General features: G+C 59.0%; 13 protein-coding genes and 1 pseudogene. 5 read left to right on the top strand and 9 right to left on the bottom strand.

Translation table 11 applies throughout. The annotated features are described in order from the left end of the window. Nucleotides 1-1,258: pseudogene (locus AS026_RS23030) on the bottom strand (ISNCY family transposase); the annotation flags it as partial. A 36-nt stretch (nucleotides 1,259-1,294) separates the two neighbouring features. Further along, on the bottom strand, nucleotides 1,295-1,660 hold the full coding sequence (locus AS026_RS43570; protein WP_062371851.1) for a hypothetical protein: 366 nt from the start codon (nucleotides 1,658-1,660) through the stop codon (nucleotides 1,295-1,297). Nucleotides 1,661-1,918: 258 nt separating this feature from the next. Here AS026_RS43570 and AS026_RS43575 point away from each other — a divergent pair, with 258 nt between their 5' ends. After that, a complete protein-coding gene (locus AS026_RS43575) occupies nucleotides 1,919-2,227 on the top strand; it encodes a transposase (protein WP_245307590.1) in 309 nt (102 codons plus the stop codon). An 851-nt stretch (nucleotides 2,228-3,078) separates the two neighbouring features. Here the strand turns inward: AS026_RS43575 and AS026_RS41745 are convergent. Continuing rightward, a complete protein-coding gene (locus AS026_RS41745) occupies nucleotides 3,079-3,969 on the bottom strand; it encodes a hypothetical protein (protein ID WP_131815338.1) in 891 nt (296 codons plus the stop codon). A 94-nt stretch (nucleotides 3,970-4,063) separates the two neighbouring features. Beyond that, entirely contained in the window at nucleotides 4,064-4,495 is a 432-nt protein-coding gene (locus tag AS026_RS23050; protein ID WP_028748414.1) for an Lrp/AsnC family transcriptional regulator, read from the bottom strand. Nucleotides 4,496-4,630: 135 nt separating this feature from the next. On the opposite strand from AS026_RS23050, the gene AS026_RS23055 reads away from it, so the two are divergent. The 4 genes from AS026_RS23055 (at nucleotide 4,631) to traR (ending at nucleotide 9,424) form a co-directional block, all read left to right on the top strand. Continuing rightward, on the top strand, nucleotides 4,631-5,734 hold the full coding sequence (locus tag AS026_RS23055; protein ID WP_028748413.1) for a saccharopine dehydrogenase family protein: 1,104 nt from the start codon (nucleotides 4,631-4,633) through the stop codon (nucleotides 5,732-5,734). Between the two features lie 197 nt (nucleotides 5,735-5,931). After that, nucleotides 5,932-7,287, top strand: a complete 1,356-nt coding sequence (locus AS026_RS23060; RefSeq protein WP_028748412.1) for a Glu/Leu/Phe/Val family dehydrogenase — start codon at nucleotides 5,932-5,934, stop codon at nucleotides 7,285-7,287. Between the two features lie 14 nt (nucleotides 7,288-7,301). Continuing rightward, complete coding sequence (locus tag AS026_RS23065) at nucleotides 7,302-8,525, top strand: DUF3422 domain-containing protein (RefSeq protein WP_028748411.1); 1,224 nt, start codon at nucleotides 7,302-7,304, stop codon at nucleotides 8,523-8,525. A gap of 194 nt (nucleotides 8,526-8,719) precedes the next feature. Next, nucleotides 8,720-9,424 carry an autoinducer-binding transcriptional regulator TraR gene (traR, locus tag AS026_RS23070; RefSeq protein ID WP_028748410.1) on the top strand — a complete coding sequence of 235 codons (705 nt, stop codon included), beginning with the start codon at nucleotides 8,720-8,722 and terminating at the stop codon, nucleotides 9,422-9,424. A 3-nt stretch (nucleotides 9,425-9,427) separates the two neighbouring features. Here traR and AS026_RS23075 read toward each other — a convergent pair whose 3' ends face one another. The 5 genes from AS026_RS23075 to AS026_RS43580 all read right to left on the bottom strand — a co-directional run. Then, nucleotides 9,428-9,736, bottom strand: a complete 309-nt coding sequence (locus tag AS026_RS23075; RefSeq protein WP_028748409.1) for a transcriptional repressor TraM — start codon at nucleotides 9,734-9,736, stop codon at nucleotides 9,428-9,430. Between the two features lie 321 nt (nucleotides 9,737-10,057). After that, complete coding sequence (locus AS026_RS23080; protein WP_028748408.1) at nucleotides 10,058-10,687, bottom strand: TraH family protein; 630 nt, start codon at nucleotides 10,685-10,687, stop codon at nucleotides 10,058-10,060. Between the two features lie 17 nt (nucleotides 10,688-10,704). Further along, nucleotides 10,705-11,892 carry a conjugal transfer protein TraB gene (locus AS026_RS23085; protein WP_235777140.1) on the bottom strand — a complete coding sequence of 396 codons (1,188 nt, stop codon included), beginning with the start codon at nucleotides 11,890-11,892 and terminating at the stop codon, nucleotides 10,705-10,707. Continuing rightward, entirely contained in the window at nucleotides 11,861-12,391 is a 531-nt protein-coding gene (gene traF, locus AS026_RS23090; protein WP_028748406.1) for a conjugative transfer signal peptidase TraF, read from the bottom strand. The genes AS026_RS23085 and traF overlap by 32 nt, the downstream gene beginning before the upstream one ends. Then, a partial coding sequence (locus AS026_RS43580) for a BID domain-containing protein (RefSeq protein ID WP_245307587.1) occupies nucleotides 12,388-14,156 on the bottom strand: 1,769 nt, incomplete at its 5' end. The genes traF and AS026_RS43580, both read right to left, overlap by 4 nt.

A 14,156-nucleotide genomic window follows, 5' to 3' on the forward strand; every position in this document is an offset into this window, starting at 1 on the left:
GGCTTTTACAATCGGGCGATCTGTCGGCCGGCTAGCTCCGTCTTTCCAGGCAGTCCGCAAACTCGCCAGGAAAAGGTCGATCGGCTGAGCTACCCCGTCAGTGCGCATGGCCGGCGGAGTGTCGGCAAGCGCGGCGAGTCGCTCCTGCAGGGCGCGGATATCGCGCAATAGCAGGACAGGATCGAGCCCGGCGTAGGTTTCCTGCAGACGGAAGCGGACTGCATCTGACGTGCGAGCGTCAGCAACCAAACGCTGATGCGGCGTGGCTGGCGGACTATATGTCTTGCGCACACGCGCGCCGTCGCGCTGCTTCGCGATCAATTTGAACGATGGCTGAAAGAAGTTCACGAACAGCCGTGCTGAACGGTAGAGCTTCGCCAACAGGGCGGCGGCCTCCAGCCCCTCGAATTGACGATATCCGACCATCCTGCGCACCACGGCGCCATTCTTCTGCTCGACAAAGGCCTGGTCGTTCTTGCGGTAGGGACGGCAGCGCGTGAAGACGATATTGGCGGCGTCACAGTAACCCTTCAGCGTCTCGTTCATGAAGACGGTGTCGTTGTCCGTATCCAGGCCGAGAAGCGCGAACGGCAGTTGCTTGCGCAATTCTGTGAGCACGCTGCTCAACAGCGTCTGCTCGCGAACCAGCAGCGGCGCACATTCCGTCCAGCCAGTCGCGATGTCGGTGAGAACAAGGGTTTGGATGAAGCTGCCGCGAGCCGAAGGGCCGCAATGGGCGACGAGATCCGCCTCAACGAAACCTGGCGCCGGATTGTCCCAATCCGCCGACGGTTCTAATGGGAATGCTCCGTCGCAGGGCGTGCGCCGCGGGCCGCCGTCGAGGACGTCCCAAGCCCTCTCGGATTGGTCTCAGCGTCCTGTCGATCGTGGCCGCGCTCATCGCCAGCAATTTGCCGCGGATCTCAGGCGGGAGGTTAAAACGACCGTGCCGTTCCATTGCCTCGACAAGGACGGGCAGCAACGCCTTCAGCCGCTTCCCACAGACCCGGTCAGACGCTTCCCACAGCAATATGAGCGCATTGCGTTCCGCTTCATCATAAACCCGCGGCCGCGCTCGCCGACCTGTAGGCTCTCTCCCGTGGCGCCGCAGCAGCCGCATCGCGTGCTTGCGGTGAAAGCCCGTGATGACGACGAATTCATCCAGAATTCTCGCCTTCTCCGTTCGCGTCGAAGCACGATAGCGCTCCGAAACCGCCGCCGTCAGTTCTTTCCTCGTCGCCATGCTCAGCTGTCCCATAGTCGCCCCTGTTCATACCCCTCGGTAGGGAGCAATTTATGTGAGGCAACGGTTGAATATTCGGGAACAGTTTCGACGAGGCAATGCGAGCGACAATACCGCGTTATTCGGGATGTCGCAAAGGCGCTTATGGCGCAGATCGACACGGATGATCAAATGCGCCGCGAGCGCGGGAAAGAAGGGCTGCTCCAAGGACGCGCAGCACGACAACAGAATAATCGGCACCAAGATCGGCGTGCTCTTTTTGAGGAGGTCACCCGCCTGAACGGCATGGGTTGGAGCCAACTGGCGATCAAGCGTGAGCTGGGCCTCGACCTCAAGACCATACGGAAGTGGCTGAAAGACAATCAACCTGGGACATGGGAGCGCACGGTCTTCACGGAGAATCCGGCCGATGCCCATGCAGACTACGTCCGTAGGCGCTGGCTTGAAGGCTGCCGCAATGCGACGCGACTTTACAGGGAGGTGTGCGATCGCGGTTATCGTGAGAGCGTAAAGACCTTTCGCCAGTGGGTAAAAGTAAGGCTGCGCGACGGCGTCCCCGCACCTGTATTGTCTCGGGCCCCGCGCAAATCTTCATGGCGCACGCCTTCATCCCGGCAAACCGTTCGCCTTCTGACAGCTGAAGCCTATACTCTCCCGCGAAATGATCGCGCTTTTGTGAATGCGATTTCCTCGGCTTCACCCGAAGTCGCCACTGCGGCCGGTCTGGCACGACGCTTCCAGTCCATGATCTGCAATCGGGAAACCGTCGCGCTCAAGCCGTGGTTACATGATGCCGCAACTGGGCCGATGTCTTCGTTCGCGCGCGGGATTCGTCGCGACGTCGAGGCGGTGCAAGCTGCATTGACGTTGCCATGGAGTACTGGGCCAGTTGAAGGCAAGATCAACAAGCTAAAGCTCATCAAGCGATCCATGTATGGAAGAGCCGGGATGGACCTCCTGCGTTCACGTATCATCGGCACCTGAGTTGCACCGAAATTGCGGAAGAGCCGCATTTCAGCAATTTCCAGCTCCCGCCTAGCCCAGTGAGACACGGCCTCACCATTTTCCAGCATCTCGTCCAAAACCTGCTGGCGAAGACTGTTGAAGTAGGCGCCGTCCGGTACAATCCGGTCCAAAAGAGCGTTGATCTCTTTCAAGTTCGCCTTCCGTGAGGCCGAATCGCGGACGAAGCGGGCATTTGAATAGTTCTCATCATACCTGTTGAGGTGCAGTTGATCGCGTCTGTGTCCCAGAATTTCAGGATATGGGAACTCCCGAGGATCGCCACCAGTGATCTTGGCGTATCTCTGTAGTTTCTCGTGGATATCAGCGACGACATTGGGAGAAGTTGTTGTCGGAAATTGGGGGCTCTGAGCATGGATTCGCTCAAGCGTGGGAAGAATTTTGGCGCTCTCGGTCTCCGCGTTCACATCATCAAAATTGCCATGAAATATAGCGTTTAAGGCATAAAGTCGCTGTTTATTGTGCGCTGGAGTGGCCGGAATGGCTTGGCTCAGGAGTTCGTCGACCTGATTTTCAATGTCAATAGCCTCTTTCGATGAGCGCCCGAGCGCAGGTTGCGACCATTCTATATCGCCGCTTACGCTGCCATCCGGAATATAGCTTGGGGTTCGGCTCCGCATTACGTCGTTCAGATATGCGACAGCGCTCGTTTCGCTTATCCGGTTGGGCATCGCCATATTCCATCTGAGTTTTCAGAACAGCAACATCATCGGTTTGATGCACTGTACCGCTACTCTGCTGGCTAGTGTCTAGGCTTGTCGGGGCTATTTCCTTTTTCGTTCGGCGATCAAAAAAGGTCGAGCAACTTAAGTTCAGTAGTCCAGCCCGGCGCTGCGGGTCCGCTCCCGTTCTCGCAAGCAGCGTTGATTGCTCGCAGCCTCATCGGTCCGGTCATTCGCTGCGCTCGATCCCTCAGTGTGGGACGATCCTTGCAGGGACATGTGTTCCGGCCCGGGAACGCGCCCTGCTGCAGGCTCGCAAGCTGACTTCTCCTCGGCATCGGTCCTATTACCGACGGTAGTTGTTGTTCTGGCCCGCTTTCTTGGTGCCGACGTCTCGCCGTTGTCGTCGCGGGCTGGACTAGAACGACGCGAGTACTCGTCAAACCGCCGGCGGCTTCTAAGGAAGGCATCGTCATCGGGAGACATCCCATCACAACGACGCAAGGACGACTGACTGCTTGACGCCTCCGGCACAACGACTGGCGAGTTCGCAGATGACGACTCGAAGAATGGGTCATCTGAGATCGCGCGTTCTGCCCTTTCTTTTCTTTCACGGGCCTCCGCATCGATCCGCGCGAGCGTTGGATCGGCGGGTTTGCTTTCCAGCTGACGAGAAAGAGAGCGGATCTCGCGCCCGATCTGAGGCAGCCACGCTATCCGGTCGTAAGACTCGTCAGTGAACAGACGGTCTATCGTGCGCAGCCGCGTCCTGACTACCTGATGTAAATAACCAAGCTCATCAGTCATCTCCCTGGCCTGCTGAGGGGTGAATGGAATGGAGGGCTCGCCCGGACGGCGCTCGAGACCGGCTGTTGTGGAATGGCGGGAACGTTTGGCCATGAGACACGCAACAGAAGAACGGCGGAACAGCTCTACGAGATGAGCTGGAGACACCAGATTGCTGGTCGGCAGGAGCAGGATGTTGTGATGTCGACCGGGTATTCTTGCCGGTCGCAGGTGAAAATCATAGACGGCGTTCATCTGCTTCACCCACTGCAGGTGATAGATCGCCTCCTAGAGCGTCGTCTCTCCCACCAGATTGCATGATTGGCAGGATGTCAGCCAGCCAAGTCCTTCAGCGGCTGATACGAGTGGAAAGGATGACAGACGACAGCGTTCGCTCCACACCATCGATCATCCCAATGGTGTCGACGAGCTGATCGAGTTCCGAAATCGAGGGCGCTTCCACGACGGCGATCAGGTCGAACGTGCCGCTGACCGAATGCAGCGATTTAACCGCATGAATTCCCTTAAGTGATACGCACACCTGAGCCAGGACTTTCGGTGCCAGCGTGATCATAACGTGGGCCTTTGCCAGTCCCGAAACATATGCGTCGGACAGCCTGACGCTGTATCCGGCAATGACGCCTTCGCGCTCCAAACGTTCAAGTCTGGCTTGCACGGTGGTTCTCGACAAGCCCAGCTTCTTCGCCAGCGCAGCGACCGGTGCCCGAGCGTTCTCGCCAAGCAGGTCCAACAGCTCACGGTCCTTATCTGTTACGTTCATGAACTTGCTACTTTCGACATCCACATACGTCGAATTGTCTAAAATAATCCGCCAAATATTGCAATGCGGTCCTATTATCCGGCGTCGCCTTTCTTCAAATTGCCAATATCCACACTCTCACCAAAGGGAACTCATATGAAGGACGTAGTGGTCATTGGCGCAGGCAAGATTGGCGGCGCTATCGCTTTGATGTTGGCTGCAACGGGCGACTACAATGTCGTGGTAACTGATCGCGATCAGGCGCAGCTAGATAAGCTCGACAAGCATGCTGCGATCTGGGGCAAGGCAGTGGATATCACCGACAAGGCTGCGCTCGTTGCTTTGCTCAAAGGAAAATTCGCCGTCGTGTCTGCAGCTCCATTCAATCTGACCGGCAAAGTGGCCGAAGCAGCATTGGAAGCCAATGTACACTACCTTGATCTGACTGAAGATGTCGCAACGACAAAGAAGGTCGAAGAGCTTTCCAAGGGCGCCAACGTTTCCTTTATCCCCCAGTGTGGCCTGGCTCCCGGCTTTATCTCGATCGTTGCCAACGACCTCGCCAAGCGTTTCGACACGCTGGATAGTGTTCGGATGCGCGTCGGAGCTTTGCCGCAATACCCGTCAAATGCTCTCAACTACAATTTGACCTGGAGCACGGATGGCCTGATCAACGAATACATTGAGCCGTGCGAAGCTATCGTAGAGGGTAAATTCGTCACCGTTCCTGCAATGGAGGAACGGGAAGAGTTCTCGCTGGACGGCGTCACCTATGAGGCCTTTAACACATCCGGCGGTCTTGGCACCCTAGCCAAGACACTTGAGGGCCGCGTCCGCACCATGAACTATCGGACAATCCGGTACCCCGGCCATCAGGCGATCATCAAGGCACTGCTGAATGACCTCAATCTGAAGAATCGCCGAGACGTACTGAAAGACCTCTTCGAAAACGCTCTACCTGCTACGATGCAAGACGTTGTGGTCATCTTCGTCACCGTCTGCGGATGGAAAGACGGTCGCTATTTGCAGGAAACCTATGCCAACAAAGTATACTCTGGCGTAGTGGCGGGTAAGACGATGAGCGCGATTCAGATCACGACTGCCGCCGGCATCACAACGGTTCTCGATCTTCTCGCCGACGGGAAACTGCCCCAGAAGGGCTTCGTTCGGCAGGAGGAGGTCGCACTCCCCGACTTCCTGAACAACCGGTTTGGCCGGGTCTATGACCCGGAGGCCCTGCGCTTGAAGCAAGCGGTCTGATCTTTTCTCTAATCCTGAATGCCTGGCACTAACGTGTCGGGCATTTTCTCAGGAACCGCTTCCCCGACCTGTACACCGAGCTTCGCGAAGTTGGGGTTCGGTCATTGTGGTTCTGATTGCCAAAATGGTTTCCAGCGAGCTCGTGGATGAATTCCGTCACTTTTCTCAGCAGTGTTGACCAGAACTTTCGCCACGCAATGAGGTTTCTTGATCTGCCAGAGGGGCTGTCGGAGCGGATCATGCAGTGCAACTCGACGTACACGGTTCGCTTCGGCGTCCGCCTTCGGGGTCGCATGTACAGCTTCATCGGCTGGCGATCGGTCCACAGCGAGCATTGCGAGCCGGTCAAAGGCGGCATCCGTTATGCGTCGAATGCCGATGCCGAAGAGGTCGAGGCGCTGGCGGCCCTGATGACGCTCAAATGCTCACTCGTCGATGTGCCGTTCGGCGGCTCGAAGGGGGCGCTGAAGATCGATCCGCGCGAGTGGACGCCGCAGGAACTCGAGCGCATCACCCGCCGCTTCACCCAGGAACTCAATAAACGTGGACTGATCGGCCCCGGCGTCAACGTTCCGGCGCCCGACATCGGCACGGGCGAGCGGGAAATGGCCTGGATGATGGACGAGTTCCGCCGCGCCAATCCGACCGATGTCATCAATGCCCGCGCCTGCGTTACCGGCAAGCCGCTGTCGAAGGGCGGTATTGCCGGCCGCACCGAAGCCACCGGCCGAGGCGTCCAGTTTGCCATCCAGAGCTATCTCCGCGATCCACGAACTACCGGGTTGAACGGCCAACGTGACCTCAAGGGCGCTGCGGTCGTAATTCAGGGCTTCGGCAATGTCGGCTACCATGCGGCAAAGTTCCTCTCTGAAGAAGACGGCGCCCGCGTAACCATCGTTGCCGAACGGGATGGCTATGTCGCCAATTCAGATGGTCTGGCGATCGAGGCGCTGAAGCAGCACCAGAACAAGACCGGCAGCATCCTCGGGTTTGAAGGTGCCACCTCATTCCCCGGCGCCATGACCGGCATCGAGCAGCCGTGCGACGTGCTCGTTCCGGCGGCGATGGAAAATGCCATCCATGTAGAAAATGCAGACCGCATCAAGGCGCACTTGGTAGTTGAGGCCGCGAACGGCCCGGTGACCTTCGAGGCTGACAAGGTACTGCGCACCCGCGGTGTCACCATCCTTCCCGACCTTTATGTCAATGCCGGCGGCGTGGTCGTCAGTTACTTCGAGTGGGTGAAGAACCTGACGCATATTCCCTTCGGCCTGATGGAACGGCGGCGGCGGGAACGCCGCAATCAGACGATCGCCACGGCCCTCGAGCGCATGACCGGCAAGGAATTCCCGGCCGATATCCGTGACGAGTTTCTCGAAGGCGGCGCGGAAATCGACCTGGTTTGGTCCGGACTTGAAGACGTCATGCGCAGCACCTGGACACGCATCGCCGACCTCATCGAACAGCAACCGGAACTCGGCGATTACAGAACCGCTGCCTATGTCGCTTCCATCCGGCAGATCGCCGATGCTTATGAAGCGATAGGGATTTAGCTGGAGGATCTGAGGTGGCGAAGCCAGAAGAGCACAGGCCCGCGGTGAGAGATTTCAACGCCGAGCTTCATGCACGCCCATCCTTATACTTTTCCGGCCCCGCACTAGTTGAACATGTCGCCTTGATCTCCTCTCCGTCGCTCCTCGATCAACGAAACGGCCAGATATCATTTGGCCCGAATGACACCGAACGTGTGAAGACCCGCGTTGAGTACCATACGGAATTTATAACCGTTACTCGCGTTACAATTCTGACGGAGGAGCCGCAGCGATGGCCAGCACCTGCCCTTTCTCCGTCCGAAGCGGTCAATTTACTAAACGTAACCTCTCCAACGGTCATTTGCCAAATCAGCGTTTTGGTGGTCGGAGAAGCTCCCGAGGAACTGGGTACCGATTTAGCTAAATTTGGTTTTGCCGACACCGTCGCGTCTTCAATCGGGGCAGGGGCCGGTCAGGTGTGTTCAGATTTCCGGGTTCGCCCGAATGGGTGGAGTCACATCTTGCTGTTTAACAAGGAACTGAATGCTTATCGGCTGGGACGAATGGTTCGTAGGATTTATGAAATCGAGACTTATCGGTCCATGGCGCTGCTTAGCCTGCCGTTAGTACGCAATATTACGCCCCAACTGGCTGAGTTTGAGACGAAACTTGAGGGACTCGCTGGCCGCAATCAATCGACCCCGGCCGGTCGGCATAAACAACTCCTTGAAGAGATCTCGGAACTTTCTGCCGCGATCATCTCGGCTTCAGTGCAGACCCGCAGCCGATTTGGAGCGACTGCAGCCTACGCGAAGATCGTGGAGGAGCGCATCGTCGAGCTTCGTGAAGCACATGTGATGGGATTTCAGAGGTTGGGTGTCTTCGTGACGAGACGCTTCAAGCCCGCAGTCCGCACATGCGAGGCGGCATCTCTTCGGCTTGAGAAATTATCGGACGCTACGACGCATCTTTTAGACCTGCTTCAAACCCGGGTTCAGGTGGAAATCGAATATCAGAACGCGGTCCAAATCCAAGTAATGGCTGAGCGCGCTGAGACCCAGGTGAAGATCCAAAGAGCTGTGGAGGGCTTTTCAATTATTGCCATCAGCTACTACCTAATTGGCCTGCTGAAGACCGCGATCGAGGCGTTGGAGCACACGGGTACGCGCATCAACCCGTTCATCATGCTCGGCTCTATTCCCGTCGTTATCGCAGTGGTGGGAATTGCCCTCTTACGCGTTAAGCGAGCTCTTTCCTAACAGTACCGACGGGATTGGGACAGGGAGGAAGTGATGGTGTTGACCCATTGTAGAGCGCTGCTAGAATGAAAAGTTTGGAACGGAGAACGATCCTATAGGGATCGGGCTCCGTCAACTTGGTTTTGGGACTGTTCAGCATCGGCCGACTGTCGACGCGCAACCGTCGACTTGGCAACATGCACGGAGAACCTATCATGCAACATTGGCTGGACAAGCTGACCGATCTCGCTGCCATTCCTGGGGACGAGCACATGGTGACGCAAGCACTGGAGACGGTCGCCGAGGCAACCGGTTTCGAGGGCTATGCCTATCTCAATATTCAACCGAGCCACTCGAGTGCACTCTCGAATTACCATCCGGAGTGGCAGGCGGAATATTTCAGGCGCAGGTTAAACAAACTCGACCCCGTCATCAAACGCGCACAAACACTGAAGCGGGCGTTCGTCTGGCGCGGTGAATGGGACAGACCGCGCCTTTCTCAGGACGAGAGGTCATTCTTCTCGCTCGCAGCAGACTTCGGCGTACGATCGGGCATCACCATTCCTGTCAGAATTGCTCATGGCGCGCTGGCCGTGTTCACACTTGCCTCGTCGAAGCAGGCAATCGACCTCGAGCGTGAGATTGATCCGGTCGCTGCATCTGCTGCCATCGCGCAGTTGCATACGCGAATTCAATTCTCCGATCCGACCCCGAGTGCCGAAGAGCCGCTTAAGCTCGATCCAAAAGGCGCCACCTATCTCAGCTGGATCGCCGATGGCAAGACGATGGAGGAAGTCGCCGATCTCGAAGGCGTCAAATACAACAGCGTGCGCGTCAAAATCGAGCACGCGCGAAAGCAATTCAACGTCCACACGATCGCGCACCTGACTGCGATCGCCATACGGAGAAAACTGATCTGACGATCAGTTGACGCTGACCTTTGGGATATAACCGAGGATCGTAAGGAGCGTGTTCAAAGCGCTCATTTGCGCATGCATTTCGATGCTGGCTTCGATGAACCTGAGATGCTGGGCGCCGCCGGTCGCTCTGCCCTCCCGGTAGTCTTCCGGCAGTGCCTGATAGAGTTTGTCAGCCGCGTCGACCAGAATCCTGTGCTTTCGGATGGCGTCGATAGTAAGGGCTTCCAGATCGGCTGGTGGGAGTCCTTGCGTCAACCCGAACACCGGTCGAAGTTCGAGTTTTTCTTTCAACGCCGCATCTTCCGAATCCATATTATTTCCAACCTCGGATATGTCCGCGGTACGCCCCCGCAAACCTAATCCCTGATCCCAAGCCGGGGGTTGGAAACTGTGCTAGACAGTCCTGCGACCTTTAGTACCGGAGCACCTGGACATACGTCGCAGGCCCACCGGCCGAAAGCCAGAGGATTCTGATGTCGTCACAGCCGACATCAACTGCTAGCAAGGGTTTCCACACCCCGGGGCAGCGCGTACTGCCCTACCCGCCCTTATAGAGGGCGGGATCTATTTTCGCCAGTGCAAACAGGCGGATAAATGGCGTCGATGCAATGCAGATCTGCACTTCCTCGACGTTCATTTCGCACCAATGCCGGAAAGATCGACACGGATGCCTGCCTTGTTCGGATCGTCGTCGGGCAGACGGTCTTCCACCGGTTCGCTTCGATCTTCCGCATCAGGCCCATCTGCCTTCCCAGCAATGGTTTTCTCAGAGTCGACGGCAGCAGGTTTGTCCGCGTCTGGCTCAGCAGGAATAGGCGTTCGGAATACTGCCTCTCCCTCGAAATATCCCGACTGCCAGGCGATGAGCGCATCGTCCAACACCTGGCGCTCGGCCTCTTCGCCGGTCGGGTCGCCATACCATTTCAAAACGATGCGGTAGACCTTGGAAAACAGCGCCGTCCCCATGCGCAGGTTCGCACATGCATCGACGAGGTCTGGCTTCAATTCACCGGCCTCGAGCACGCCGAGACCGGCGGGATATTGAGTGACGCCGACGCGCACGACGTTGCGGCCGATATTCTGGCGGATAAGGTCCATCGCCGCTTCCGGCGTGGCAGGCTTCGGGACGAGAACCACACGCTTTCCCGAGCGCACCGTGACGGTCAACGGGTCATCGGATCCGGCCGCAGCAATGAACTTCTCAACAACCGCTGGCTTGAGCCCCGGATCAGCACATTCCTCGATCAGTGCAGCATCGACCAAGATCTCCTCCATGGTTCCTAACGATTGAACGCGCTGACGAGCGGCAGGCCGAAGAGCTTAGCCCAGGCGATCGTACTGGCCTGCTGAATCGCAACGATCGAGGTGCCCGATGTCCACCAGCCATTGCCGGTCGCAACCATGATGTCGGGGGAATAAAGCATCGACTGCAGCGCCGGCCAGACGATGAGTTGCTCGTAGCAGATCAGAGCGGCGATCCTGTTGCCGCCGGCCTCGACGACCGGATTGGCAAACAAGTGTGCACGGGCGCCGCCGGCATATCCGGTCCAGGCCCGCCACGGCTGCCACATGGAGCCTGGAACCGGCATCCGCTCGCGATAGAGGATTTTCGCCTCTCGCGCTGAGCCCGCCACCAGCACGTTGTCATACCCTTGGCCTTCGAGCACCGCCGCGCCGGCGATCACGGTGATATCGCGGTCCCGCAACGCGTCTCCCCACAGACGCTCCACGGTCGGCGTCCAGAAGCCCAAGGCACTTTCGGGAAGGACAATGAAACGGGTCGACAACTCCGCAGACGATAGCACCGTTGCGATCAGGTCACGGTGATGGTCGAGCGAAGCATCGCGGCCGAGCCTTTGTCCCTGTTCGAGGTCGACGCCTTTCCATTCCTCCGGTAGGGTCGGCGCTGTCCACGATGCGGCGGACCAGAAGCAAAAGCCTATCAAGGCAACGGCTGCTGCCGGCCAATATCGCGATGTCATCGTCGCGAGGCCGGCAGCGGTCGCAGCCAGGCCCCACCATCCCCAGCCCGGAAACAATACACCAGCCGCGGTGATCGGCTGCGCCCAGCCGGTGATGCCGAAGGGCGGCAGCGCCATTACAATCGTCGCCGCGAGATACCGGGCCGCCCGTGTCTTTCCCGGACGCCCCGTCCAGAGCATGACATGCACAATGACGAACGATGCGGAGGCTGCCAGCCATAGCAGTAGACCGGGCCAGAGATCGGCGGCATAGAAGTTCGCCACACCTTGCGGCAGACCACGTGAGGCGGCGAGGAAATAGCCGGCCGAGACCAGGGCCGCGGCCCAACGCGATGCCGACATCGCCCAGAGCGCTGGAAACAGCATAGCGACCGGCAGAGCGAGCACGAAGCCGCTCCAGCCGATCGCGCCAACGATAATCGCCAACGCAATCAGAATTGCCGAGCGGATGCGGTCATGGGTCGAATGTAAGGATCGGCCGGGCAAGGCCGAGCAATCCGGTTTCGGGGACCGGGCCAAAATATCGGGAGTCATAAGAGCTCACAAAAGAGGAGTGCAGATAGAGGTATCCCGGCGGCACAATGCCGCCGGCAAACGGTTTGAGCTCCCGCCCGGCGCCATCGATGCGGCGCACGTTTGATGATGGCAGCAGCCTACCGTCGATCGACACGTTTTTGCCGATCTCGACGCGCTGTCCAGGCAATGCTGCCACAGCCTTGATCAGTGGTGCTGTGCCCCCCGGGCAAAGGCCTCGAGCGAGATAGAGACGACGACGCGCCTCCTCGAACAGCGGTGTCACCGGAGCGCAAACGAAGACCAGATCGCCAACCGCGATTGCCCGGTTCGGCGTCTCGATCCACCAGAGCCCCAGCGGTTCGCTCGGTGTCAAGTTAAGGCGAAAGCCGCCGAGCAAGGCCGCGGTCGAGAGGAGCCCGACCAGCATTGCCGATGCGCCGAGAGCCATGATTGCCCGTCGCCGCGTCATTGTTTCAGCGCCGACGTCTGGCGTTGGGTGAGTCGCAGGTCTTCGACCTGTTTGAGCGTCGCCGTGGTCCGCTCATGCGCGGCCAGCTGCTGCGCCGTGCGCATCACCGGCCAGGCCTCCTTCAGGCTTTCCTTTTCGGCTGGCTGCAGGCCGGAGGCCATCCTGTCGAACAGCGGCCCCTCGGGGTTGCGCGCGGCGTTGGTCAGCAGCGTCCGCTCGCCGAAGCGTGCGGCCACAGCCTTGTTGAAGCCGTCAATCTCGAGCTTGGTTTCGCGGTTACTGATCGCATAGCCAAGGGCCGCGGGAAGATCGTTGCGGTCGATGGCGTCGCGGACCCGCTCCAGCACCGTGCGGGCTTCCGGCGACAGCGCCGGAATGTCGATCGACACCCGATGGCGCAGGCTCTGCTCCTCTCCCTCAAGCCGCTCCCGGGCGGTCTCCCGCATCGTCAGATACTGCTCGATGTCGCGTTTGAGGGCGGGCACGTTGACCTCGGCGACGCGGCGCGCCTCGCGGTCGGTCTTGCTGGCAAGAAAACCGGTCTTGCCCTTCAGCGCTCCGATCGAGGCCGGCTCGTCTGCGAGCTGCTGCAGGGTTTGTTTCGCGGCTTGCCTGTCGGCAAGAATCGCATCGAAGTTCATCGTCCGGAAGGCGGTTTCGGGATCGGCGAAAACATAGCGAAACCGGGTCGAGACCTCCTCCCACTGGCGTTTAAGCGCCGGATCGTCCCCAAGCTTCTGATCGATCGTATCGCCGATCGAGAATGCGAACTGGTTGACGCCTGCGACCATCGGCGGGACCTCCTTCTTCTGTTTCAGGGTTGGGGACTGGAGAAGACGCAGCCGCTCGCCTGCGGCCCGAAGACGCTTGCCGAGAGCGGCGAGCTTGTCTTTCTGCCGCAGGGTCCAGTCGAGCCGGTCGCGCACGAGCGTGCGCGCGACCTGAACGATGTGCAGTCCGCGGTTTTCCGCGAAAGACAGCGCCTGGCGGTAGAGCGCACCCTGCCGGTAATCGAGCGTCGTTTCCTTGGCATTGCGGCGAGACAGGACCTTTTCCAGTCCGCCTTTGAATCCGAAGGAACGGGCACCGTAATAGAGCTGCAGATCTTCGCGGTGGCGGGTCATGGCGACATAGCTGAGGTGACGATCGAGCGACAGCGACGCCAGCACCTTCACGCTATCCACGGTGGCGCCCTGGCTCTTATGGATCGTGGTCGCGTAGCCGTGATCGAGGTTGTTGTAGGCGCGCTGTTCGACTGAGACCTGGCGCCGGTGCTCTCCCTCGCCGACCGAGACGACGACGCGGTTTGGCCCCGCCTCGACGACCTTGCCGAGCATGCCGTTCTTGACGCCGAGACCGGTGTCGTTCTTGAGGAAGACGATCTGATCACCGGCATCGAACTGGCGCATGCCGTCGGCGGTTCGGAAGGCATGACCATCACCGATAATGCCGCGCTCCACCAGTTTTGTGCGCGCCATGTCGTTCAGCATGCGCACGTCACGGCGAAGGTGTGCGAGCATCAACGTCGTCTTCGCCGGATCGTAATCGCGGTTCCAGTCGCTGATGAGTTGCTCGACGGCCTCAGCCTTCAGCTTCGATCCATGCACACGGTCCTCAGCGCCGTAAGCGGCAAGAGCCGCACCGATATTGCCGCGCGCCAGATCGAGCGAGGCCGCCCGCATCCAGTCCTCGCGCTGGCGATAGATCGTCTCAAGCTCGGCATATCCGATCCGGTCAGCAATCGCCCGGAAGGATGCGCCCGCCT

This window comes from Rhizobium altiplani (genome assembly GCF_001542405.1).
In the GTDB taxonomy this organism is placed as follows: domain Bacteria; phylum Pseudomonadota; class Alphaproteobacteria; order Rhizobiales; family Rhizobiaceae; genus Rhizobium; species Rhizobium altiplani.